The 24,110-nt window shown below is 62.9% G+C and carries 11 protein-coding genes; 6 read left to right on the top strand and 5 right to left on the bottom strand.

The genetic code is table 11. The features are described 5' to 3' along the window. The first annotated feature begins 102 nt into the window (after positions 1-102). Genes dsbD through dsbG form a run of 3 tightly spaced genes read left to right on the top strand, consistent with a single transcriptional unit; the run spans position 103 to position 3,451 of the window. Positions 103-1,836 carry a protein-disulfide reductase DsbD gene (gene dsbD, locus QMK55_RS04215; RefSeq protein ID WP_102353980.1) on the top strand — a complete coding sequence of 578 codons (1,734 nt, stop codon included), beginning with the start codon at positions 103-105 and terminating at the stop codon, positions 1,834-1,836. Further along, a complete protein-coding gene (locus tag QMK55_RS04220) occupies positions 1,836-2,705 on the top strand; it encodes a TlpA disulfide reductase family protein (RefSeq protein WP_102353981.1) in 870 nt (289 codons plus the stop codon). The genes dsbD and QMK55_RS04220 overlap by 1 nt, the downstream gene beginning before the upstream one ends. Continuing rightward, complete coding sequence (gene dsbG, locus QMK55_RS04225; protein WP_320328721.1) at positions 2,681-3,451, top strand: thiol:disulfide interchange protein DsbG; 771 nt, start codon at positions 2,681-2,683, stop codon at positions 3,449-3,451. Before QMK55_RS04220 ends, dsbG begins: the two co-directional genes overlap by 25 nt. Before the next feature lie 126 nt (positions 3,452-3,577). Here dsbG and QMK55_RS04230 read toward each other — a convergent pair whose 3' ends face one another. Further along, the gene (locus QMK55_RS04230) at positions 3,578-4,402 is read right to left on the bottom strand and encodes an alpha/beta fold hydrolase (RefSeq protein ID WP_320328722.1); all 825 of its coding nucleotides are present in this window, start codon (positions 4,400-4,402) and stop codon (positions 3,578-3,580) included. Positions 4,403-4,583: 181 nt separating this feature from the next. Further along, positions 4,584-17,582 carry a non-ribosomal peptide synthetase gene (locus QMK55_RS04235; RefSeq protein WP_320328723.1) on the bottom strand — a complete coding sequence of 4,333 codons (12,999 nt, stop codon included), beginning with the start codon at positions 17,580-17,582 and terminating at the stop codon, positions 4,584-4,586. Between the two features lie 369 nt (positions 17,583-17,951). Here QMK55_RS04235 and QMK55_RS04240 point away from each other — a divergent pair, with 369 nt between their 5' ends. Then, complete coding sequence (locus tag QMK55_RS04240) at positions 17,952-18,506, top strand: RNA polymerase factor sigma-70 (protein WP_102353985.1); 555 nt, start codon at positions 17,952-17,954, stop codon at positions 18,504-18,506. A 134-nt stretch (positions 18,507-18,640) separates the two neighbouring features. Here QMK55_RS04240 and QMK55_RS04245 read toward each other — a convergent pair whose 3' ends face one another. The 3 genes from QMK55_RS04245 to QMK55_RS04255 form a co-directional block, all read right to left on the bottom strand. Continuing rightward, positions 18,641-19,654 (bottom strand): GNAT family N-acetyltransferase, encoded by a 1,014-nt coding sequence (locus tag QMK55_RS04245; protein WP_102353986.1) that lies wholly within the window; start codon positions 19,652-19,654, stop codon positions 18,641-18,643. A gap of 83 nt (positions 19,655-19,737) precedes the next feature. Next, positions 19,738-20,535 carry a substrate-binding periplasmic protein gene (locus QMK55_RS04250; protein WP_102353987.1) on the bottom strand — a complete coding sequence of 266 codons (798 nt, stop codon included), beginning with the start codon at positions 20,533-20,535 and terminating at the stop codon, positions 19,738-19,740. A 92-nt stretch (positions 20,536-20,627) separates the two neighbouring features. After that, positions 20,628-21,251, bottom strand: a complete 624-nt coding sequence (locus tag QMK55_RS04255) for a TetR/AcrR family transcriptional regulator (RefSeq protein ID WP_102353988.1) — start codon at positions 21,249-21,251, stop codon at positions 20,628-20,630. A 183-nt stretch (positions 21,252-21,434) separates the two neighbouring features. Here QMK55_RS04255 and QMK55_RS04260 point away from each other — a divergent pair, with 183 nt between their 5' ends. After that, a complete protein-coding gene (locus QMK55_RS04260) occupies positions 21,435-23,225 on the top strand; it encodes an acyclic terpene utilization AtuA family protein (RefSeq protein ID WP_102353989.1) in 1,791 nt (596 codons plus the stop codon). A 12-nt stretch (positions 23,226-23,237) separates the two neighbouring features. Further along, positions 23,238-24,107, top strand: a complete 870-nt coding sequence (locus QMK55_RS04265) for an SDR family oxidoreductase (RefSeq protein WP_320328724.1) — start codon at positions 23,238-23,240, stop codon at positions 24,105-24,107. The last annotated feature ends 3 nt before the right edge of the window (positions 24,108-24,110 follow it).

The raw sequence follows: 24,110 nt of genomic DNA on the forward strand, positions 1-24,110 counted from the left end.
TCGGCGTCGGGTCGCCCATCCGACATCGTGCGGGGCGGTTAATCATCGGTTAATCGCCACCCGCCACTGTGCACCACACTTGCACAGGGACAAGGCTCCTCCATGCGTCATTTTTTTCTTTTCTTTGCACTGTTGATCTCCGGCCTGGCACAGGCGGGAAATAATCCATTCGAGACCAAACCGGAGTTTTTGCCGGTCGACAAAGCATTCGTGCTCACCTCCGAACGCCTGGAGTCCGGGGAAACCCAGCTGTTCTGGCAAATCACCGACGGCTACTACCTGTATCAGAAACGCCTGAAATTCGACGGTCTGAAGGCTGAACAACAGCCGGTTCTGCCCGAGGGCGAGTCCCACAGTGACGAATTCTTCGGTGAACAACCGGTATACCGCCAGGGGCTGGAGGTGAAAGTCCCGGCCTCGGCCAGCGGTCAGATCAAGGTCAGTTACCAGGGCTGCGCCGATGCTGGCTTGTGCTATCCGCCACAAACCCGGGTCATCGATCTGGGTGGCAAAGCGACGCCGTCAAGCAGCGCTGAAGCGCCGGACCAAGCCCTGGCCAGCGGTCTTGAGCAACGCGCGCTGGGCTGGAGCCTGCTGGTGTTCTTCGGCCTGGGCCTGCTGCTGGCGTTTACTCCATGTTCACTGCCGATGCTACCGATTCTGGCGGGGATGATTGTCGGCAGTGGTGCCACGCCACGCCGTGGTTTCGCTCTGGCCAGCAGCTATGTGATCTGCATGGCGCTGGTGTATGCGGCGATGGGGGTGATCGCGTCTCTGCTCGGCGCCAACTTGCAGGCATGGCTGCAAAATCCATGGCTGCTCGGTGCGTTTGCGGCGGTGTTCGTGGTGCTGGCGTTGCCAATGTTCGGTTTCTTCGAATTGCAATTGCCGGTGGCCTTGCGAGATCGCCTCGAACACGCCTCGCGCAGCCGCAACGGCGGCAGCCTGATCGGTGCCGGGGTGCTCGGCGCGCTGTCGGGGCTGCTGGTCGGCCCGTGCATGACCGCGCCGCTGGCCGGCGCCTTGCTGTACATCGCCCAGAGCGGCAATGCGTTGCACGGCGGGCTGATTCTGTTCGCGCTGGGCATCGGCATTGGAGTGCCGTTGTTACTGCTGGTGACCGTCGGCAACCGCTTCCTGCCAAAACCCGGGGCGTGGATGAACCTGCTCAAGGGCATCTTCGGCTTCCTGTTCCTGGCGACAGCGCTGCTGATGTTGCGTCCGGTACTGGACTCCTCGCTGTGGCTGGGCCTGTGCGGCGCGCTGCTGCTGATTGCGGCGTTCTGCGCCTGGAAGCAATCGGAAGGCTTCGGGCGCGTCGCCCAGGTGTTCGGCGCCAGTTCTTTGTTGCTCGGTCTGTGGGGCAGCCTGCTGCTGATCGGTGCCGCCGGTGGCGGTGATGACCCTTATCAGCCGCTGCAGGTGTACAGCGCCGGCCGTGTTGCCAGCGCTACGCCAAGCGGGCATGACGCATTCACCACGATCAAGAACCCGGCAGCGCTGCAACGTGAACTGGATACCGCCAGGGCCAGGGGTCAGTGGGTATTGCTCGATTACTACGCCGACTGGTGCGTGTCGTGCAAAGTCATGGAGAAACAAGTGTTCGGCAAGGACAAGATCATGCAGGCACTCGGCGATGTGCGTCTGCTGCGCCTTGATGTCACCGCCGACAATGCCGCCAGCCGCGAGCTGCTCGGCCGCTACAAAGTCCCGGGGCCACCGAGTTTTGTCTGGATCGGCACTGACGGCGAAGAGCGGCGTAGCCAGCGCATCACCGGTGAGGTTGATGCCGATACGTTCCTGCAACGCTGGACCACCACCCGAGACGCCAATTAATGCTGACGTTTACCCTCGGCACCTTTGCCATCGCGCTTAACCACCTGCTGCTGATCAGTGCCCTGGCGCTGGCGACCTTTGTCGGCTGGCGGGTGGCCAAGCGTGGCGGCGATAACCCCGAGTCGGCGCTGTTCAGTCTGTTTCTGCTCGGCATGCTCGCGGCACGCGTGGCGTTTGTCGCGCTGTATTGGGGCCACTATCGCAACGATCCGTGGCAGATCATCGACCTGCGCGATGGCGGTTTTCTCGCCTGGCCGGGGGTGATCGTGCTGTTGCTGGCGGCGTTGTATCGTGGCTGGCGCCGCCCGGGCCTGCGCCGGCCACTGGGTTTTGGCGTGGCCAGCGGTGTGCTGTTCTGGCTGCTGGCGACCCTGTCGTTGAATATCTACGAACAAGGCACGCGCCTGCCGGAAATCACCCTGCGCAACGCCGCCGGGGAGACCATCCAGCTCAGCGATTATCAGGGCGGTCCGCTGGTGATCAACCTGTGGGCGACCTGGTGCCCACCGTGCCGGCGCGAAATGCCGGTGCTGGAAAACGCCCAGCAACAACGCCCGGACCTGACCTTTCTGTTCGTCAATCAGGCCGAGAGCATGCAAAGCGTTGCCACCTTTCTCGAAACCCAGGGCCTGAGCCTGAACAACGTACTGTTCGACCGCAGCGGCCGACTCGGTCAGGCCGTGGGCTCCATGGCGTTGCCGACTACGCTGTTCTATAGCCCTGACGGACGACTGTTGACCAGCCATCTGGGCGAGCTGTCGAACGCCAGTCTGGCCCGCGCCCTGGAAAACTTCGACAGTCCGAATCCATCCGCCGCACCGGCCACCTCTGCAAGGAAACTGCCATGCCCCGCCTCCGCCACCTGCTGACGCTGACTCTGGGCACTGCCCTGCTGCACCTGCCGTCGGTACAGGCCGCCGAAGAATTGCCCGCCGCGATCAAGCAGATCGAAGCCAAGGGCGCAAAAATCGTCGGCCAGTTCGACGCCCCGGACGGCTTGCGCGGTTACGCGGCGCAGTACCAGAACCGTGGCATGGCGTTGTACCTGACGCCGGACGGCCAACACGTGTTGCTGGGCAATCTGTATGACGCCGACGGCAAGGACTTGAGCAGCGAGCCGTTGCAGAAACTGGTTTACGCACCGATGACCAAGGAAATCTGGGGCAAGTTCGAAGCCAGCAACTGGATTCAGGACGGCAACAAGGATGCACCGCGCACCGTGTACCTGTTCAGCGATCCGAATTGCCCGTACTGCAACATGTTCTGGGAGCAGGCGCGGCCGTGGGTCAAGGCCGGCAAGGTGCAGTTGCGGCACATCATGGTCGGGATCATCCGCGAAGACAGTCCGGCGAAATCCGCCGCGCTGCTGGCAGCGAAGGATCCGGCCAAAGCCCTGGAAGAACACGAGAAGGCTGGCAAGGAAAGTTCGCTCAAGCCATTGAAGAACATTCCACCGGCCGTGCAGGCCAAACTGGCGGCCAACATGCAGTTGATGGAAGACCTGGAGTTGCAGGCGACTCCGGCGATTTTCTACATGGACGACAAGGGTGAGCTGCAACAGCAGCAAGGCGCGCCGTCGCCGGAGAAGCTGGCGAAGATTCTTGGGCCTAAGTAACGTCGGATTCTTTATTGTCTGAAGCGGCCTCTTCGCGAGCAGGCTCTCTCCCACACTTGGTTCTGTATACGCAGAACCATAGTGGCAGCGAGCTTGTTTGCGGGGCAGCGTTCCAGCAAAGAACGATTACTCGGTGCGCCGGTGGCGCTCGCTGAGGAAGGTAAACAACACCTCGGTGACAAACTCCGGGTTCTCCAGACTGGAGATATGCCCCGCCTCCGGCACCAGCACCCACGGACAACCGATCAGCTCGGCCATTTCCTTTGCCTCTGACGGCGGTCGCGGTTTGTCCTGATCACCGCACACAACCAGCGTGGTCGCGGCATTCAACTCGCCCAGACGCGGCAACCGATCATCCCGACTGAACGTGATACGCCCCATCGGCACGATGCTGTCGCGCAGGCGATCAGTGGTGTACGCCGCCAGTTTGGCGCGCAAGCCCTGATACAGCGCCGACTGCGGGTCGATGCCCGGGCGGAAGAAGATCGGCACCACGATGTCCAGTAGCGGCTCGGAGATCTCGCCGCTGTCCTCGATCTGCTTGAACAGCGAGAAGTAGTACTGGCGGGTAGGCTCAGGTTCCACGCCGACGTAAGTGTCCATCAGCACCAGGCCATTGATCCGCTGCGGCGCCGACAACGCCAGGCGCACGCCCCACATGCCGCCGACCGACAGTCCGACCAGAGTGACCTGATCGATACCCAGATGATCGAGCAAGGCCTGCGCCTGACGGGCGATGTCATCCAGTGATGCCGTGCCTTCAGGTAACCGTCCCGACTCACCATGGCCCCAAAGGTCCAGCGCAATCACCCGATAGTGCGGCGCCAGCGCAGCGATCTGCGGCGCCCACATGGCGCTGTCCCACAGATAACTGCCAGCCAGCAGCACGGCCGGGCCGCTGCCTTGATCAATGTAGTGCAGCGCTTGTCCGTCAACCGTGAAGAAAGGCATCGACCACCCCCGCGATGAAAAAGAGAACCGGCAGACTGAGCTGCCGGTTCTGGATCGTCAACCGTGTAAATGTCTGAAAATGTGCCGCCCCCAATCGCGAGCAGGCTCACTCCTACAGGGGAATGCAATCCCATTGTAGGAGCGAGCCTGCTCGCGATGAGGCCGCAACCGTTGACGGAGATTACAAGCCTTCCAGTTCCGCCATCAGATCATTCAACCGATCCGCCTTGTCCTCGGTGATGTCGCTGGCCGCCAAGCCCTCAATGTACTCGGCCAGTTCCTGCACCGTGCTGCACTCGAACATCGCCCGCAGCGGCACGTCGCGTTGCAGGGTTGTCTGTACCCGCGAGGCGATCTGCGTGGCGAGCAACGAGTGACCACCCAACTCGAAGAAGTTGTCGCGCACACCGACCTTGTCGACCTTGAGCACCTCGGCCCAGATGTCCGCCAGGGTCTGCTCCAGCTCGTTGCGCGGGGCCAGGTAATCCTGGCTCTGCAACTGGCCGATCTCCAGCGTCGGCAGGGCCTTGCGGTCGAGTTTGCCGTTGGCGTTGTGCGGCAACTGATCCAGCCACAGCCAGTGCAGCGGCACCATGTACTCAGGCAGTTCGCTGCGCAGGCGTTGCTTGATCCGCTCCAGGCGTTCGCTCGGATTCAGCGCGGTGTCGGCCGCGACGAGGTAGCCGACCAAGTGCTTGCCATTGACCCCTTCCTGCACGCCGACCGCCGCATCGCGGACTTCCGGTTGCTCGTGCAGACGCGCCTCGATTTCGCCCAGTTCGATGCGGTAACCGCGAATCTTCACCTGATGGTCAACGCGGCCGACGTATTCCAGCACCCCGTCACTGCGACGGCGCGCCAGGTCACCGGTGCGATACAGACGTTCGCCCGGCGCGCCGAACGGGTTCGGCACAAACACCGGCGCGGTGCGCAGCGGATCGCTGACGTAACCGCGACCGACGCCGGTACCGGCCACGCACAACTCACCCACCGCGCCTAGCGGCACCAGTTCCAGCGCACCATCGACCAGGTACAGCACGTTGTTGTCGGTCGGCGTACCGATCGGCAAGTAGCTGCCGCGAGTCGAGGCCAGATCGACGCGGAAGAACGCCACGTCATCGGAACATTCTGCCGGGCCGTAGGCGTTGACCAGACCGATCTGCGGATAACGCAGCAGCCACTGGTGCGCCAGTTCCGGCGGCATCGCTTCGCCGGTCGGCAGCATCCAGCGCAGGCCCTCGAGGCTCAGGCGCTCAGCGGCAAGCATGCCCTGAATCAGCGACGGCACGCTCTCCAGCACGGTAATGCCTTGGGCTTGCACGTGCACCAGCAAACCTTGCGGATCGTGGGCGATGGTGTTCGGCACGATGTCCACTCGCGCGCCGAACAACGGCGCGGCGAGGAACTGCCAGACCGAAATATCGAAGCTTTGCGATGCGGTCTGCGCGATCACATCGGCGTCGCTCAAATCAAGGTACGGACGCTTGCTCAACTGGTTGTTGAGCATGCCGCGCTGCTCGACCATCACGCCTTTCGGCAAACCGGTTGAACCCGAGGTGTAGATCACATAGGCGAGGTTGTCCGGGCCACTGTAGATGCCCGGATTTTGCAGCGCCGTCGCCAGCGCCTGAACCTCTTCCCAGACCAACAGCCGTGGGCGGTTGGCGCAGCTGAATTCATCGAGCAAGGTCTGCGCCTGTTCGCGGCAGGCTTCAGTGCACACCAGCAGCGGCGTGCGGCTCAGTTCGATGATGCGTTGCAGGCGCTGGCTCGGCAGGCCCGGATCCAGCGGCAAGTAACCGGCACCGGCCTTGAAGCTGCCGATGATCATGCCCAGCAGGTCGAGGTTACGCTCCGCCAGCAACGCCACCGGTTGATCCATCTGCACACCTGCGGCGACCAGTGCATGGCCGAGGCGGTTGGCGTTGTGGTTCAGCTCGGCATAGTTCAGTTGCTGATCGAGGCAAGTGGCGGCGATGCGTTGCGGATGCGCTGCAACCTGCGCTTCGAACAGCGCAACGTAGCTCTGCTCCAGCGGATAATCGTGCGCGCTCTGGTTGCAACCGTGTAGCAGGAATTCCTGCTCCTCGGTACCCAGCAGCGGCAGCTCGGCCATGTCGCCATGGAAGCCATCGACCAGCGCCAGCAACAGCCGCTTGAACTCGCCGAGCATGCGCTCGATGGTCGATTCGTCGAAGTAACGCTGGTCATACGACAGATGCAGCCCAAGGTCATCGCCCGGGTAGCACACCGCCGTCAACGGGAAGTTGGTGTGGGTACGGCCGGAGTCCGAAGTCGCGTTGAGGCTCTGCGCGCGGTCCAGCACCGAGACTTCCACCGGCGCGTTTTCGAACACGAACAGGCTGTCGAACAGCGGCTGGCCTTTGGGCAGTTCGCTCTGCTCCTGAATGTTCACCAGCGGCAGGTATTCGTACTCGCGCAGTTGCATGTTGCTGTCGAGCAAAGCGCTCAGCCACTGCCGCACGCTGCTGCGTTGATCGTCTTCAGGCATTTTCACCCGCAGCGCGATGCTGTTGATGAACAGGCCGACGGTGCGTTGCATCTCGGGCATGTCCACCGGGCGCCCGGCCACGGTGACGCCGAACAGCACGTCGCGATCACCGCTCATGCGTCGCAGGACCAAGGCCCACGCCGCCTGGGCGAAGGTATTGATGGTCAATTGATGGGCTTGGGCCAATTCACGCAGACGCGCACCGTCCTCGACATTGAGGGGGGTGTAGCGGTCACCGACGATCATCCCGCCGCTTTCACCGGCGTGTTCCCGCAGGAACGGCCGGTCGCTCGCGATCGGCGTGGTGCGTTCGAAGCCTTGCAGGTTCTGCTGCCACCATTGGCGCGCCTCGGCCAGGCTCTGGCGTTGCAGCCAGCCGATGTAATCGCGGTAACGCGGCGGCAGCGACAACTGCGCTTCGCGACCTTCACCGAGGGCGGTGTAGATCTCGAAGAAATCGTTCATCAGCAGCGAACGGCACCAGGCATCGATCAGGATGTGGTGGTTGCTCATCATGAACCAGTAACGCGCGGCGCCAACCTTGATCAGGCGCAGGTGGAACGGTGGTTGATTGAGCAGATCGAAACCGGCCTCGCGCTCGTTTTTCAGCAGCGTTTGCAGCTGCGGTTCCTGCTCGATTTCGGCGACAGCGCTCCAGTCCAGGTACTCGATCGGCGTGCGTCCCGGGGTGTGAATCACTTGCAGCATGTCTTCGCCGACGTTCCAGCAGAACGACGCGCGCAACGCTTCATGACGGGCGACCACCGCTTGCCAGGCCTGGGTGAAACGCTCGGGATCGAGCTCGCTGTTGATGCGGTAGCGATCCTGCATGTAGTACAGGCCGGTGCCCGGTTCAAGCAGGGTGTGCAGCAACATGCCTTCCTGCATCGGCGTCAGCGGATAAACGTCTTCGATCTGCGCGGCTGGCACCGGCAACGCATCGAGTTGCGCCTGGGTCAGTTTCGCCAGCGGGAAGTCCGACGGCGTGAGGCCGCCGGCGGCGTCTTGCAGACAATGGGCGATCAGGCTTTGCAGTTCGCCGAGGTAGGCGTCGGCCAGCTCATTGATAGTCAGCGCGTCATAACGCTCGGCACTGAAAGTCCAGCGCAGCAGCAGTTCACCGCCATACACCTGACTGTCGATGCTCAACTCGTTGGGCAGCGGCGCCTGCGGATCGTGGGCGGCACCGACCGGCTCATCCAGCGGACGGAACAGCGCATCGCTGCCGAAACTCTGGTCGAACTGGCCGAGGTAGTTGAAGGTGACCGGTGCGTTCGGCAACGCCGCCATGCTGCGCTGGCTGAGGTCATCGGCCAGATAACGCAGCACGCCATAGCCCAGGCCTTTGTGCGGCACATCGCGCAATTGCTCCTTGATCGCCTTGATCGAAGCGCCCTGCCCGGCAGCCTCTTCGATGTTGTGCGGGGTCAGGCGTAGTGGATAGGCACTGGTGAACCAGCCGACGGTGCGGGTCAGGTCAATCTCGTCGAACAGGGTTTCGCGGCCGTGGCCTTCCAGCTGAATCAGCGCCGACGGCTGACCGCTCCAGCGGCACAAGACGCGGGCCAGTGCGGTCAGCAGCAGGTCGTTGACCTGAGTGCGATAGGCGCGCGGCGCCTGTTGCAGCAGTTGCTGGGTACGCTCGGCATCGAGGCGCACGCTGACGGTTTGTGCATGGCGGTTCTGCCGTCCGCCCTGCGGGTTTTCGCATGGCAGTTCGGCGTTCGGCCCAGCCAGTTGCGTCTGCCACCAGTTCAGTTCTTCGCGCAGCGATTCGCTGCCGGCATAGGCCTGCAAGCGTGCCGCCCAGTCCTTGAAGGCACTGGTTTTCGCCGGCAGTTTCACCGACTGTTCGGCGTCGAGTTGGCGATACACGGTTTGCAGATCATCGAGCAGCACGCGCCACGAGACACCGTCGACCACCAAGTGATGGATCGTGATGAACAAGCGTTGCTGACCTTCGGGCCCATCGACCAGCAACGCGCGCATCAGCGGGCCGCTTTGCAGGTCGAGACTGCGCTGTGCATCGGCGAACAGCGCTTCGCACTTGTCCATCGCCGCCACACGCACCTGCCACAACACAGCGGCATCCGAGACCGGTTGATGCGCCGCCTGCCACTGACTGCCCACCTCAGTGAAACGCAGACGCAGGGCGTCGTGCTGCTCGATCACTGCCAGCAGCGCCTGCTCCAGACAATGCGGCTCCAGCGCCACGCTCGGCTCCAGCAACAAGGCCTGGTTCCAGTGCTGACGCTGCGGGATTTCAGTGTCGAAGAACCAGTGCTGAATTGGCGTCAGCGCCGACTCACCGCTGACCAGGCCTTGCTCGGCCGTCACTTGTTCGCTGCGGCTGGCGACGCCGGCGAGGGTCTGCACGGTCTGATGCTGGAAGAGATCACGCGGGCTGAAGTGGATGCCCTGCTGTCGCGCACGGCTGACCACTTGAATCGACAGAATCGAGTCACCGCCCAGTTCGAAGAAGTTGTCGTTGAGGCCGACCTGTTCGAGGTTGAGCACTTCGCACCAGATCTGCGCCAGGGCCTGTTCCAGCTCATTGCTCGGGGCGACGTAGTCCTGACGATTGAGCTCAGGGTCCGGCGCCGGCAAGGCGCGGCGGTCGAGTTTGCCGTTGGCGGTCAGCGGCATGCTCGCCAGCAGGATCAGGTGCGTCGGCACCATGTAGTCCGGCAGTAGCGTCTTGAGATGCGACTTCAGTGCTTCGCGCAGTTCGGCCTGTTGTGCTTCGCCTTGCTCGGCGACTTCGCTGACCAGATAGGCAACCAGTTGTTTGCCGCTTGGCGCATCCAGCGCCAGCACCACCGCTTCCCGGATCGAAGCGTGATCGAGCAGACGGGTTTCAATCTCGCCCAACTCGATACGGAAACCGCGAATCTTCACCTGATGGTCGATCCGCCCCAGGTATTCCACCAGCCCATCGGCACGCTGGCGCACCAGGTCGCCGGTGCGGTACATGCGCCCGCCATTGGCGGCAAACGGGTCGGCGACAAAACGCTCGGCGCTGATGCCCGGACGGTCGTGATAGCCCTGCGCCAGACCGGCACCGCCAACGAACAATTCTCCGGTTGCGCCTTGCGGCACCAGCGCCAGATCGGCGTCGAGAATGTACGCCACACGGTCGCCGATCACGCTGCCGATCGGCACACTGCCGGCCCCCTCTTCCAGCACCTCCGGCGCCAGACTGGCGAGCGGCATGATCACGGTTTCGGTCGGGCCGTAGGCGTTGAAGAACAGGCTCGGTTTGAACGCGGCGCGAATCCGCTGCAGGTGTTCGCCGGTCAGCGCTTCGCCGCCGGTGATGATCATCCGCACCGGCAGAATCTCGTGTTGCGTGGCGAGGAACTGCGCCAACTGGCTGCCGTAGCTCGGGGTGAAACCAAGCACGTTGATCCGGTGAGTACGGATCAAGCCGCAGATCTCTTGCGCATCCCACTGCCCTTGCGCCCGCAGCACCACTTGCGCACCGCTGAGCAACGGCACCAGCAGACGCTCGGTGGCAGCGTCGAAGTTGATCGAATAGAAGTGCAGTTCGCAGTCATCCGCACGCATGCCGAAACGCGCAATCACCGCCTGGCAATGCATGGCGATTTCACCGTGAGACACCACCACGCCTTTCGGCTTGCCGGTGGAGCCCGAGGTGTAGATCAGGTAGGCCTGATGCTGCGGCAGACTGATGAACGGCAACTCGCTGGCCGGGTAATCGGCCAGCGCCGCGCTGTCCTCCTCCAGGCACCAGCGCGCCACGCTCGGCGGCAGATCGCCGAGGGCGTTGAACATCGCCCGATCACTGAGCAGAAGACCAATGCGGCTGTCTTCGATCATGTAGTGCAAACGGTCGAGCGGGTATTCCGGATCCAGCGGCACGTAAGCGCCGCCGGCCTTGAGAATCGCCAGCAGACCGATGACCATTTCCAGCGAGCGCTCCAGCGCCAGACCGACCCGCACTTGCGGACCTACGCCGCGTTCACGCAAGGCCCAGGCCAGGCGATTGGCGCGGGCGTCGAGTTCGGCGTAGCTCAGGGTCTGCCCGGCGAACGTCAGGGCCGGCGCGTCTTTGCGTGCCAGCGCCTGCTCGGCGAACAGGTGATGGATGCACTGGTCGAGGCGATGCTCGCCCGGCTCGACACCAAGGCTGTCGAGCAGTTGCTGTTGCTCCGGGGCAGCCAGCAACGGCAATTGGCTCAGGCGCTGCTGCGGATCGGCGATCAACGCTTCCAGCAGATTGCGCCAATGCCGGGCCATGCGCGCAATGGTCGGTTCGTCGAACAGGTCGGTGCTGTACGTCAGGCAGCAACCGAGGCGATGGTCGAGGTCGGTGACTTCCAGGTTGAGGTCGAACTTGGTCGCCCGCGCGTCGTTGGCCAGGTACTCGACGGTCATCCCGGCGAGCATGCGGCTCTGCTGGAATTCCCAGCGCTGCACGTTGCACATCACCTGGAACAGCGGGTTATACGCGGCGCTGCGCGGTGGTTGCAGGGCTTCAACCAGATGATCGAACGGCAGGTCCTGATGCGACTGGCCTTCGATGACGGTGTGGCGCACCTGCTCGAACAACTCGCCGACCGACATCTGGCCGTCGAGCTGGCAACGCAGCACCTGGGTGTTGAGGAACGCGCCGATCAGCCCTTCGCTTTCCGGGCGGATACGGTTGGCCACCGGTGCGCCGATACGCAGATCGGTCTGGCCGCTGTAGCGATAGAGCAAGGTGGCGAGCGCGGCGGTCATGGTCATGAACAGAGTCAGACCGTTTTGCGCGTTGAACGCACGGACACGGGCAGCGAGGTCATCACTGAGGTCGAAGCGCAACAGTTCGCCCTGATGGCTTTGCACGGGTGGACGCGGACGGTCGCCGGGCAGCTCCAGCAGTGGATGCTCGCGACCCAGTTGCGCAGTCCAGTAGTCGAGCTGACGCTGACGCTCACCGGACTCCAGCCAGTTGCGCTGCCAGACGCTGTAGTCGAGGTACTGCACCGGCAGCGGTTCCAGCGGCGAGTCGCGGTCATCGACGAACGCTTCGTACAGCGCACTGAGTTCGCGGGCGAAGATGTCCATCGCCCAGCCTTCGGTGACGATGTGGTGCAGGGTCAGGACAAAGTAATGCTCGTACTCGGCGGTCTTTACCAGACACGCGCGCAACAACGGCCCGGTCTCCAGATCGAACGGCAAATGCGCTTCGGCGTCGGCCAGTTGCTGAACCTTTTGCTCGCGTACCTCTGCCGCGAATTTGGAGAAATCCTTCCAGTCCATGCGCACGCCCGTATCGGCATGCACCTGCTGCCGGGCTACGCCGTCGATGCTCGGGAAGGTGGTGCGCAGGGTTTCGTGGCGCAGGATCAACGCCTGCAAGGCCGCCTCGAAACGCTCGACATGCAACACGCCACGCAGGCGCGCCATACCGCCGACGTTGTACGCCGGGCTGTCCGGCTCCATCTGCCAGAGGAACCACATGCGCTGTTGCGAGTACGACAACGGCACCGGTTGGCTACGATCAACCTTGTCGATCGGCGGTTGTTTGTTGGTGCGGCCGCTGGCCTGGATCAAACGGATCTGCTCGGCGAAATCGCCCAGCTCACTGTGTTCGAACAAGGCGCGCAGCGGCAGTTCGACGTCACAGGCCTGACGGCTGCGCGAGATGATTTGTGTGGCCAGCAGCGAATGTCCGCCGAGGGCGAAGAAGTCGTCGCGCAGACCGACCTGTTTCAGGCCTAGCACTTCACGCCAGATCGCGGCGATCTGTTGTTCCAGTTCGGTGACCGGCTCGACGTGTTCGCGCACTTGCCACTGCGGTTCGGGCAATGCGTGGCGATCAAGTTTGCCGCTGGGGCTCAGGGGCATTTGTTCCAGACGCATCAGTTGCGCCGGGACCATGTATTCCGGCAGCTCGGCGGCCAGTGCGGTCTTCAGGCGGGCGCTCTGCGCGTCCTGATCTTCGTTGGCATCCAGCGCGGTGAAATAGCCGATCAGTTGCGCACCGGCGGCGGTTTCGCGCACCAGCACCACGGCTTGGGCGACGCCATCCTGGGCCAGCAGACGCGCTTCGATTTCTTCCGGTTCAACGCGCAAGCCACGCAGCTTGACCTGTTGATCGAGACGCCCGAGGTATTCGATCACGCCGTCCGAGGTCCAGCGTGCGCGGTCACCGGTGCGGTACAAACGTGCGCCCTGCTCGCCCAATGGATCGACAACAAAACGTTCAGCCGTCAGTGCCGGACGGCCAAGGTAACCGCGAGCGAGACCGATGCCGCTGATGCACAGCTCACCCGGCACACCGGCCGGTACGGGATTGAGATCGGCGTCGAGCACGCGGCAGATCACGTTGCCCAGCGGGCGGCCAATCGGCGAACGCTCGCCGTCGGCGCTGGTGCAGTGCCAGTGGGTGACGTTGATCGCGGTTTCCGTCGGGCCATAGCGGTTGTGCAATTGCACCGCTGGCAGTTGCGCCAGCACCCGGTTACGCAGCTCCGCCGGCAGCGCTTCACCGCCGGAGAATACCCGGCGCAGGCTGGTGCACTCAGCGCTCAGCGGTTCATCGATGAACAGCGAGAGCAACGGCGGCACGAAGTGCAGCGTGGTCACGCCGTATGTCTGAACCAGTTGGGCGATGCGATGCGGATCACGGTGCTCGCCCGGTGCGGCAATCAGCAATCGTGCGCCGGTGATCAGCGGCCAGAAGCACTCCCACACCGACACGTCGAAACTGATCGGCGCCTTTTGCATCAGCACGTCGGTGTCGTTCAGGCGATAAGTGTTCTGCATCCATTGCAGTCGTTCGGCCAATGCCGCGTGAGTGTTGCCGACGCCTTTCGGCTGGCCGGTGGAGCCCGAGGTGTAAATCACATAGGCGAGGTGGTCGCCGTGCAGGTGCAGACCCGGCGCCTGGCTCGGCCAGTTCTCCAGGTGCAGCGCATCCATGGCGATCACGCTGACGCCGTCGCTGGCCGGCAGACGGTCGAGCAATGCGGTCTGGGTCAGCAACAGTTCGACACCGCTGTCGCTGAGCATGTAGGTCAGGCGTTCGGCCGGGTATTCCGGGTCCAGCGGCACATAGGCACCGCCAGCCTTGATGATTGCCAGCAGACCGATCAGCAGTTGCGGCGAACGCTCGGCAGCGATCGCCACGCAGACATCCGGGCCGACACCTTTGTCGCGCAGGTAATGCGCGAGGCGGTTGGCCTGGGCGTGCAGTTCGGCGAAATCGAGGCTGCCGCCGTCCCACACCAGCGCGGTGCGTTCCGGGGTCTGGCGCGCCTGTTCGTTGAGCAGTTCCGGCAGCCATTGTTGCGCTGGGGTGCACGGCGCGACGCTCCACGCATCTTGCTGATCGTGCTCGCACGGAGTGAGCAACTGCAGATCGCCGATCGCTTGTAGCGGTTGCTCGCAGACGGCGCGCAGCAGGTTGCTGAAGTGTTCGGCCAGACGCTCGATGGTCGTCGCTTCGAACAACTCATCGGCGTAGTCGAAGGACAGGGTCAGGCGTCCGTTGCGATCTTCTTCACTGTGCAGTTGCAGGTCGAACTTGGCCTCGCGGCTGTGCCACGGCAGCTCTTCGGCGAGCAGCCCCGGCAGGCGTTTGAGCGCACTGAGGTCGCGCTGCTGGTGGTTGAACATGACCTGGAACAAACCCTGCTCACGCGCCTGCGGGAAGGCTTCGAGCAGTTGTTCGAAAGGCAGATCCTGATTCGCCTGAGCACCGAGTGCGGCCTCGCGGGTTTGCGCCAGCAACTCGACAAACGGCAGGCGCGAATCAACCTCGGCGCGCAGCACCTGGGTGTTGATGAAGAAGCCTATCAGGCCCTGGGTTTCCAGGCGCGGACGGTTGGCGTTGGGCACGCCGATGCGAATATCGCGCTGACCGCTATAGCGGTGCAGCAGGCTCTGGAACGCCGAGAGCAACAGCATGAACGGCGTCGATTGGTGCGCCTGGGCGGTCTGTTTGATCGCATCGCTGAGGCTGACACCGAGACGCACGCTGTGACGGGCGGCGCTGTGCACTTGCCTGGCCGAGCGCGGATGATCGCTGGCCAGTTCCAGCGCGCGATGTTCATCGCCCAGTTGCGCCTTCCAGTAGGCCAGTTGCCGCTCGCCCTCGCCTTGCGCCAGCCATTGACGCTGCCAGCTGCCGTAGTCGGCGTATTGGGTCGGCAGCGGCGCCAGTTCGGCGCGCTGGCCTTGGGATGCTGCGGCGTACAGGCGCGAGAACTCGTCGATCAGCACGTTCAGCGACCAGCCGTCGGCGATGATGTGGTGCAGTGTCACCAGCAACTGGTGATCTTCGTCGTCAAGACGCACCAGCGTCACCCACAGCAGCGGGCCTTTTTCCAGATCGAACCGGGTGCGGGCTTCATCTTCGCGGACCTGTTGCGCGCGGGCTTCACGCTCATGGGCCGGCAGGTCGCTGATGTCGATCAGTTGCAGGTTGAATTCAGTCGCCGCCTCGACCTGTTGCAGCGCCACGCCGTCCTGCTCGAAGAAGCGCGTGCGCAGGGCTTCGTGGCGTTCGATCAACTGCTGGAAGCTGGCGCGCAGCGCATCTTCGTCCAGTTCACCACGCAGACGCAGAGCACCGGGGATGTTGTAGGCGCTGCTGTGCGGGTCGAGTTGCCAGGTGATCCACAGACGGTTTTGCGCCAGTGATTGCGGCAGCGCTTCCGTGCGCGGCAACGCGGTGATTTCGCCTTGGGCGCTGCCACCGTCCTGTTGCTGTTGCGCCATGGCAGCGGCGAACGCCGCCAGGGTCGGCGCTTCGAACAGCAGACGCAGGTTCAGCTCCAGGCCCAGCTCTTCGCGCACCTTGGCGATCACCTGAGTAGCCGCAATCGAGTTGCCGCCGAGGAGGAAGAAGTGGTCGTCGGCACTGACCTGTCTGACGTTGAGTTGCTCGGCCCAGATCTTGCCGATCAGGGCTTCCAGTTCGGACGCCGAGGCGTCTGAGTGTTCAGTGGATTTGCTGGCGGACGGGAACACCGCGTAGCTGTCGAGGCTGCCATCGGCCAGACGATTGCGGCAGGCCGAGCGCTGCAGTTTGCCGCTGGAGGTCTTCGGCAACGCGCCCGGATTGAGCAGCACCACCACGCTCGGCGCCTCTTGATACGCCTCGGCCACCGCCTGGCGAATGGCTTTGATCAGCGCATCGGGCGGGAGGATTTTCTGCACGCTGCGGCTGATTTCTGCGGCGATACCGATGCCTTCCTCACCGTCCTGACTGACCGCGAATGCCGCGACCCGGCCCTTGCGCACCACTTCCACTTCGCGCTCGACGGTTTGCTCGATGTCCTGCGGGTACAGGTTGTGGCCGCGCACGATCAGCATGTCTTTCAGGCGCCCGGTGATGAACAGTTCGCCGTCGCGAATGAACCCCAGATCGCCTGTGCGCAGCCAGGTCTGGCCGGCGTGCTGGACGAAGGTTTTGGCGCTGGCTTCGGGATTGCGCCAGTAGCCATGGGCGATGCTCGGCCCGGCGGCCCAGACTTCGCCGACCGCGTGGTCATTGAGTTCCTGCAGACTGGTTGGCTCCACGATCAGCACCGCGTGCTCTGGCTGGCTGACGCCGCAACTCATGATCGGGCTGCCATCGCCCGGTTCTGCGCGGTTTTGCGCCAGCGCCTGATCGTCCACGCGCAGTGCAGGAATGCCGGTGCCACGCGGTGTACCGGCAACGAACAGGGTTGCCTCGGCCAGACCGTAAGAGGCCATGAAACTGGTCTCGCTGAAGCCGCACGCGGTGAACTTCTCGGCGAAGCGTTCAAGGGTGTCGAGACGGATCGGTTCCGAGCCGGAATAGGCCACGCGCCAGCGGCTCAGGTCGAGACGCTCCAGCGCCGATTCACTGACGCGCTCGCTGCACAGACGGTAGGCGAAATCCGGGCCGCCGCTGATGGTTCCGCCGTATTCGCTGATCGCTTCCAGCCAGCGCAACGGCCGACCGAGGAAGTACGCCGGCGACATCAGGATGCACGGCACGCCGCTGAAAATGGGCTGGAGCAATCCGCCAATCAGGCCCATGTCGTGGTACAGCGGCAGCCAGCTGACGATCACGTCGTCGGGGTTCACGTCGATACCGAAACCGTGGCGGATCAGCAGCTCGTTGGCCACCAGGTTGCCGTGGCTGACCTGCACGCCTTTGGGCAGTGCCGTGGAGCCGGAGGTGTATTGCAGGAAGGCGATGTGATCGCCGGGCAATTCTGGTTCGACCCAGTTCTCGGCCAGTGTGCTGTCGAGCGTATCGACGCACAGCAACGGCGGTGCCCCTTCGATTTGCTGCAAGGCATCGCGCAGGTCGGCGCTGGTCAGCAGCAGACGCGGTTCGGCGTCGGCAATGATCGACAGCAGGCGCTCCTGATGGTGACGCCGGGCGGACTCCGGCGGATAGGCCGGCACCGCGATCACCCCGGCGTACAGGCAACCGAAGAACGCCGCGACGTAATCCGGGCCGCTGGGAAACAGCAGCACCGCGCGATCGCCGAATTCGGCTTCAGCCTGCAACGCGGCCGCGATGCTGCGGGCACGCTGATCGAGTTCGCGATAACTGAGTACCACAGCCTGCTCTGGGTTTTCGGCGAGAAAACGCAAGGCCAGTTGATCCGGCGTCAGGGCCGCGCGGCGCTGGAGGGCTTGGACCAGGGTGCTGGGGAGTTCGAACGCGTCGGTCATGAGGTTTCCTGCCTGAATTCGGCTTGCTAATGGAATCGGGTTGCTGCGTCACGCCCCTCGAAGGGCATGCAGGGCGCGGTCTGTGCCGACCGCGCAAGGCTTCGGAATGCTGTCTGGCCGGGGTTGTGTACCCGGAACCATTCACCAATGAGAACGGATGACGTCTTGAAATAATTAGTCGCCCGGCCGGAGCGCCAATGGGACTGGGGTGTGGCGGCGTGTCGCAGTTCTCAGAATGCACCTTTGTGGCGCATTACTTCTCTTTCTCAATTGACAATCATTATCATTCAACATAATTTGTCGCTCGATGTGTAGGACGGCCCCGTCCCCCAGGCGTCCCACTAACCTATTGGCAGCAAGGTGATTTCCATGACGGAACAAGTATCCACAAGCAGGTGCGATTCACCGCTACTTCAGGCCTTCGTCGACAACCGACTGATTCTGGTGAAGATTGCAGCGCGCATTACCGGCTGCCGTTCACGCGCCGAAGACGTGGTGCAGGATGCGTTCTTCCGGCTGCAGTCGGCGCCACCGATCACCTCGTCGATCAAGGCGCAGTTGAGTTACCTGTTCCAGATCGTGCGCAACCTCGCCATCGATCACTACCGTAAACAGGCGCTGGAGCAGAAGTACTCGGGCCCCGAGGAGGAAGGGTTGAACGTGGTCATTCAAGGCGCTTCGCCGGAAACCTCGCACATCAACTTCTCGACTCTGGAACACATCGCCGACGCGCTGACCGAACTGCCCAGCCGCACCCGCTACGCCTTCGAGATGTACCGCCTGCATGGCGTGCCGCAGAAAGACATCGCCAAGGAACTCGGCGTCTCGCCAACCCTGGTCAACTTCATGATCCGCGATGCGCTGGTGCACTGCCGCAAGGTGTCGGGCAGTCGTGGGGATTCGGTGATCGCCGGTCGGCGGTAAGTTCTTAATTGGGCGTCAAGCCATTCGCGAGCAAGCCCGCTCCCACATTTGACCGGCATACAAAGGTCAATGTGGGAGCGGGCTTGCTCGCGAAGGCAGACTTGAAACCGCAATAGATCCCAAGTCTTGTCACCTCAAGCCAACTTGCACCGATCAAAAAACCGCTCACGCCCCAGAATCATCAACGCCGCGCGCTTGTGCGGGAAGTCGAATTCCTTTTCGCAGTGGAAGCACTGGTTGTGCATGTGGCCGATCATCTTCGCGTTGTCGGCACGCGGTTCGGCGACCACGCGCTGGGTGCGCGGATCATCCAGAAACAGGTAGTGCACCAGCGCCGACAACCAGCTCGCCACCTTGTGCGGGCCACGGTGATCCTCTTCCCCCACCAGCATGTGAATGCCGCGGTCGTAATTGTCGGCGTCGTAGAACGGCGCGATACGATCTTCCTTGGCCCAATAGGCTTCGAAATAGGCAAACGGCTGATCGTCGAAACAGCCGATCAACGTCAGGGTGTGTGGATCGGCATCGAGCTTGCTCAGGTAGTCGCGATGCTGCTCAAGACTGCCCTCTTCCTGCCAGAAACTGGCGACCCGCGGGCTGTTCTGCCAGCGGTTGAAACGCGCCAGATCCTGCTCGATCTCCACCGTACGCAGGGAAATCCACGCGCCCAGACGCGCATCGAAACGTCGATAGACCTCACCGCGCGGTTTCACCGGGCGCAGCGGGTGGCGCTTGCCACTGCTGATCACCATTTGTTGCGGGTAGGCGCCACTCAGTGAAGTACCGAGCCATGGCTGTGGCAGTTGCCAGAACAGCGTACGCTCGCAGCGATATTCGCCGGCCACCTCGGTGCTGACCAGCAGACCGCTGAGCAAGGCTTCGGTGGGTGGCTGATCCAGTTGCCAGATCAATTGCTGGCGCGCCGGCTCGCGGGCGAACAACCAATAACAGGCCGCCCACAGCGCCAGGCCTGGCGGCAAGGCAAAACGCTCATCGAGCTGAATCGGGCCGTTACCTTCACGGTCCAGACGCAGGCGAATCAGCGGTTGCCCATCCAGGCTCAGGCTCAGACGGCTTTCAGTTGCATCGGCTATCAGTTGGCTGCCCGAAGGCAGGGCCAGGGCAGTCAGGTCATTCAGATTGGACATGGGGCGGGCTCACGATAATCGTCGACAGTTCAACGATGGGACGTGAGCCGAGAGCGAAAATTTAGCCGCCCGGGTGAAATCACTCAGTGATGCGGCACTGGCACCACGGCAATTTTGTAAGGGTCGAAGATCTTCAGCATCTGGCCGTTGTCGCGCAAACCCTGCAGCAACTTGCCGAATGCCTCGCCAGTGATCGGTGCGGTCGGACGCAGAATGGCGTAGTGGTGATAGATCTGGTCGATACGCTGCGACACCAACAGCTCGTCTTTAATCTTTTCATTGCGCTTCAGATAATCGAACAGATAAGAGCGCGTCACCAAGGCAATGTCGGCTCGCCCGCGCAGCACCATCAGCAGGTTGCTGTCGTGGGAATAGGTCAGCGTTGCGTTGAACGTCTCAGCAAGGTATTTGGGATCGGCATTGAAGTTGGCGAACTCATAGTGATAACCGCTGTACAGCGCCAGGCGCTTGCCCTTGAGATCGGCGAAATAGTTCTCCTGCCGACCGTCTTTGCTTTGCGCGACGAAAATCTCGGCATCTTCCAGGCCCATGTCGACCGTGGTGTGTGGAATGTCCTTCCAGCCCCACTCCGGGTTTTCGAAAATCGCCATGTCGGTGCGACCTTCCTTCAGATCGCCGAAACGCCGGGGAATCGAGGTCGGTACCAGGACAAACTGATAGTCCGTCTGCAACGCATTCAGCGCTTCGACCAATTCCGGCAGCAGTCCGGTATCGGCACCGCTTTCCGGGCGGATGGTGTAAGGCGGAAAATGTGCGGCGCCCACTCGAACCTGTTGCGCCGCCTGCGCAGGCGACCCTGAAAATGCCGTCAGCGCGACGAGTACCAGACCCGTGGCCGTCCGAATTGGCGAAGACTTCAAAACACCCCACTCCCCGAAAAAATACCGATCAATGCATTCAAGCTAGGCGGTTTCGCCCAGTTAGCCAGTTTCCCGACCCGTTAGAAAGTGGGTCAGCGCTCTTCAAGCACCAGAATCAGCGCTTCATCGGCCAACTGGTCGAGGCTCAGACTGCCGCCGGCACGGAACCAGGTGGTGGTCCAGGACAACGCGCCAGTGAGAAAACGTCGGGTTATAAATACATCGCCACGGATGAACCCGATCTCCTTGGCTTCGCCCAGCACCTGCAGCCAGATATCTTCGTAAACATCACGCAGGGCCAACACTTTGGCCTGACCTTCTTCGGACAACGAGCGCCATTCGTAGACCAGCACCGCCATCGCTTCGCCGCTGCCGCCCATGATCGACTGCAATTCGCAACGGATCAGCGCCAGCACCCGCTCGCGCACACTGGTCGCGTCGGCCAGCGCGGCGCGCATCAGCGCGGTGTTGTAGCGGATGGTTTCTTCCATCACCGCCCGGAGGATTTCATCCTTGCTTTTGAAGTGATGAAAAATGCTTCCGGACTGGATCCCCACCGCCCCAGCCAGATCGCGCACGGTGGTGCGTTCATAGCCCTTGTTGCGAAACAGGTGAGCGGCCACTTGCAGCAGTTTGCCGCGAGCGCTGTCAGGGTCGGTCAGTTGGCCTTGGTCGACCAGTTCGCGCATGACCCGCAGGGCTTTTTGCTCGTCCACCCGTTCTCTCCTACAGTCGATCAGTCTGTTGCCCCCTGAACACGCAGGGTTGCGCGCAATTTAAGCCGCAGGCCGCGACCAAGCAAGCGCTTGGGCAGAAGATATTTCAGCTGTTTACAAACCAAGCGCTTGCTTGGTAGCCTCCAGACACTTCTGTCGCAGGTTCCTGAGTCGGAGATAACAATGCCAACCACCGTTCGCATCGGATGCGCCAGCGCATTCTGGGGTGACACCAGTACCGCCGCCGCGCAGCTTGTGGCAGGCGGGCGCCTGGATTATCTGGTGTTCGACTACCTGGCCGAGATCACGATGTCGATCATGGCCGGCGCCCGCCTGAAAGACCCGCAGGCCGGGTTCGCCGGGGACTTCATCGAGGTGCTCGCCCCGCTGCTGCCAAAATTGGCCGAACAGAACATCCGTGTCATCAGCAACGCTGGCGGAATCAATCCACAGGCGTGTGCCGCCGCTCTGCAAGCAATCTGCGACAAGGCCGGTGTGGCGCTGAAAATCGCCGTGCTGCTGGGCGATGACCTGCAACCGCAATTCAAGCAACTCGCCTCCCAGGGCATCCATGAGATGTTCAACGGCGCCCCGCTGCCGCCAATATGCGTGTCGACCAACGCCTACCTTGGCGCGCCTGGCATCGTCGAGGCATTGCGCCTGGGCGCCGACATCGTCATCACCGGGCGCGTGGTCGACAGCGCGGTGGTCAGCGCGGCGCTGGTGCATGAGTTCGGCTGGGCCTGGCACGACTACGACAAGCTCGCCCAGGCCGCGCTGGCCGGGCACATCATCGAATGCGGCGCACAATGCACCGGCGGCAATTTCACCGACTGGCGCGACGTGCCGGATTACGAACACATCGGTTTTCCCATCGTTGAAGTCAGCGCCGACGGCCAGTTCATCGTCAGCAAACCTGAAGGCTCCGGCGGCCTGGTGACGCCACTGACCGTCGGCGAGCAGATGCTCTACGAAATCGGCGACCCGCAGGCGTACCTGTTGCCGGACGTGGTCTGCGATTTCACCCAGGTCAAATTGCAGCAACAAGGCAAAAACGCCGTACAGGTGCACGGCGCCAAAGGCTTGCCGCCCAGCGACAAATACAAGGTCAGCGCCACCTGGCCGGACGGCTTTCGCTGCACCGCCAGTTGCCTGATCGCCGGCATCGATGCGGTGGACAAGGCACAGCGCGTGAGCCAGGCGATCATCGACAAGACCTCGGAGCTGTTCAGCCAACGTGGCTGGCTGCCCTACAGCGAAGTCGACATCGAACTGCTCGGCAGCGAAGCCACCTACGGCCCCCACGGTCAGCGCCGGGACAGCCGCGAGGTGGTGATCAAAATCGCCGTGCGCCACCCACAGAAACAGGCGTTGGTGCTGTTCTCCCGGGAAATCGCTCAAGCCGCCACCGGCATGGCGCCGGGGCTGACCGGCATCGTCGGCGGACGGCCGACGGTGTACCCGCTGATCCGTCTGTTCTCGTTCCTGATCGATAAAAGTGCCTGCACCCTGCAAGTCGACATGGCCGGTGAGCAGCACCCCTGCGCCCTGCCCGCGCAGGGGTCGCTCGACAGCCACGACCTGCCCACCCCCGACCAGCCGCCCAAACCCCAGGGCTGTGCCGACGCCAGTGTGCCGTTGGTGAAACTGGCGGTGGCGCGTTCCGGTGACAAGGGCGATCACAGCAACATCGGCGTCCTGCCGCGCCGGCCCGAATACCTGCCGTGGATCGCCGAAGCGCTGACCCCGGCAGTGATCGTCGACTGGATGCGCCATGTGCTCGACCCGATTCACGGCCGGGTCGAACGCTGGTATCTGCCTGGCACCCACAGCCTGAACTTCCTGCTGGAAAACGCCCTCGGTGGCGGCGGTGTCGCGAGCCTGCGCATCGACCCACAGGGCAAGGCCTTCGCCCAGCAATTGCTGGAAATCCAGATCCCGGTGCCGCAGAGCATCGCCGAACAACTCGACTAGAGGTTGGGCTTCATGGCTTACAAATCGATTTTCAAAGCCGATCTGTTCAGCGGCCAGACCGTCATCGTCACCGGTGGTGGCAGTGGCATCGGGCGCTGCACCGCCCATGAACTGGCGGCGCTCGGGGCCACTGTGCTGCTGGTCGGACGCAAGCCGGAAAAACTGCAAAAAGTCGCCGCCGAAATCACCGAAGACGGCGGCCGCGCCCACTGGCAAGCCTGCGACATCCGTGACGAAGAAGCGGTGAAGCAACGGGTCGCCGAGCTGATCGCCGAACACGGGCCGATCCACGGTCTGGTCAACAATGCCGGCGGCCAGTACCCATCGCCGTTGGCCTCGATCAATCAGAAAGGCTTTGAAACGGTGCTGCGGACCAATCTGGTCGGCGGCTTCCTGATGGCCCGGGAAGTGTTCAACCAGTCGATGAGCAAGCACGGCGGCAACATCGTCAACATGCTCGCCGACATGTGGGGTGGCATGCCCGGCATGGGGCACTCGGGTGCGGCACGTTCGGGCATGGACAACTTCACCAAGACCGCCGCCTTCGAATGGGGTCACGCCGGCGTGCGGGTCAATGCGGTGGCGCCGGGCTGGATCGCCTCAAGCGGCATGGACACCTACGAAGGCGCGTTCAAAGCGGTGATCCCGACCTTGCGCGAACACGTGCCGCTCAAGCGCATCGGCACCGAGTCGGAAGTCAGCGCAGCGATCGTTTTCCTGCTCAGTCCGGCGGCGGCGTTCATCAGTGGCAGCACCTTGAAGATCGATGGCGCGGCCAGCCTCGGCAGCCGCGCGTGGCCGCTGCACAAGGCGAGCCACAGCGAGTCGTTCAACGGTTTCCATCGGGCGTACTTGCCCGACGTCCTCAAGGACAAGGAGTAAGCC

Source organism: Pseudomonas sp. P8_229 (genome assembly GCF_034008635.1).
Lineage (GTDB): Bacteria > Pseudomonadota > Gammaproteobacteria > Pseudomonadales > Pseudomonadaceae > Aquipseudomonas.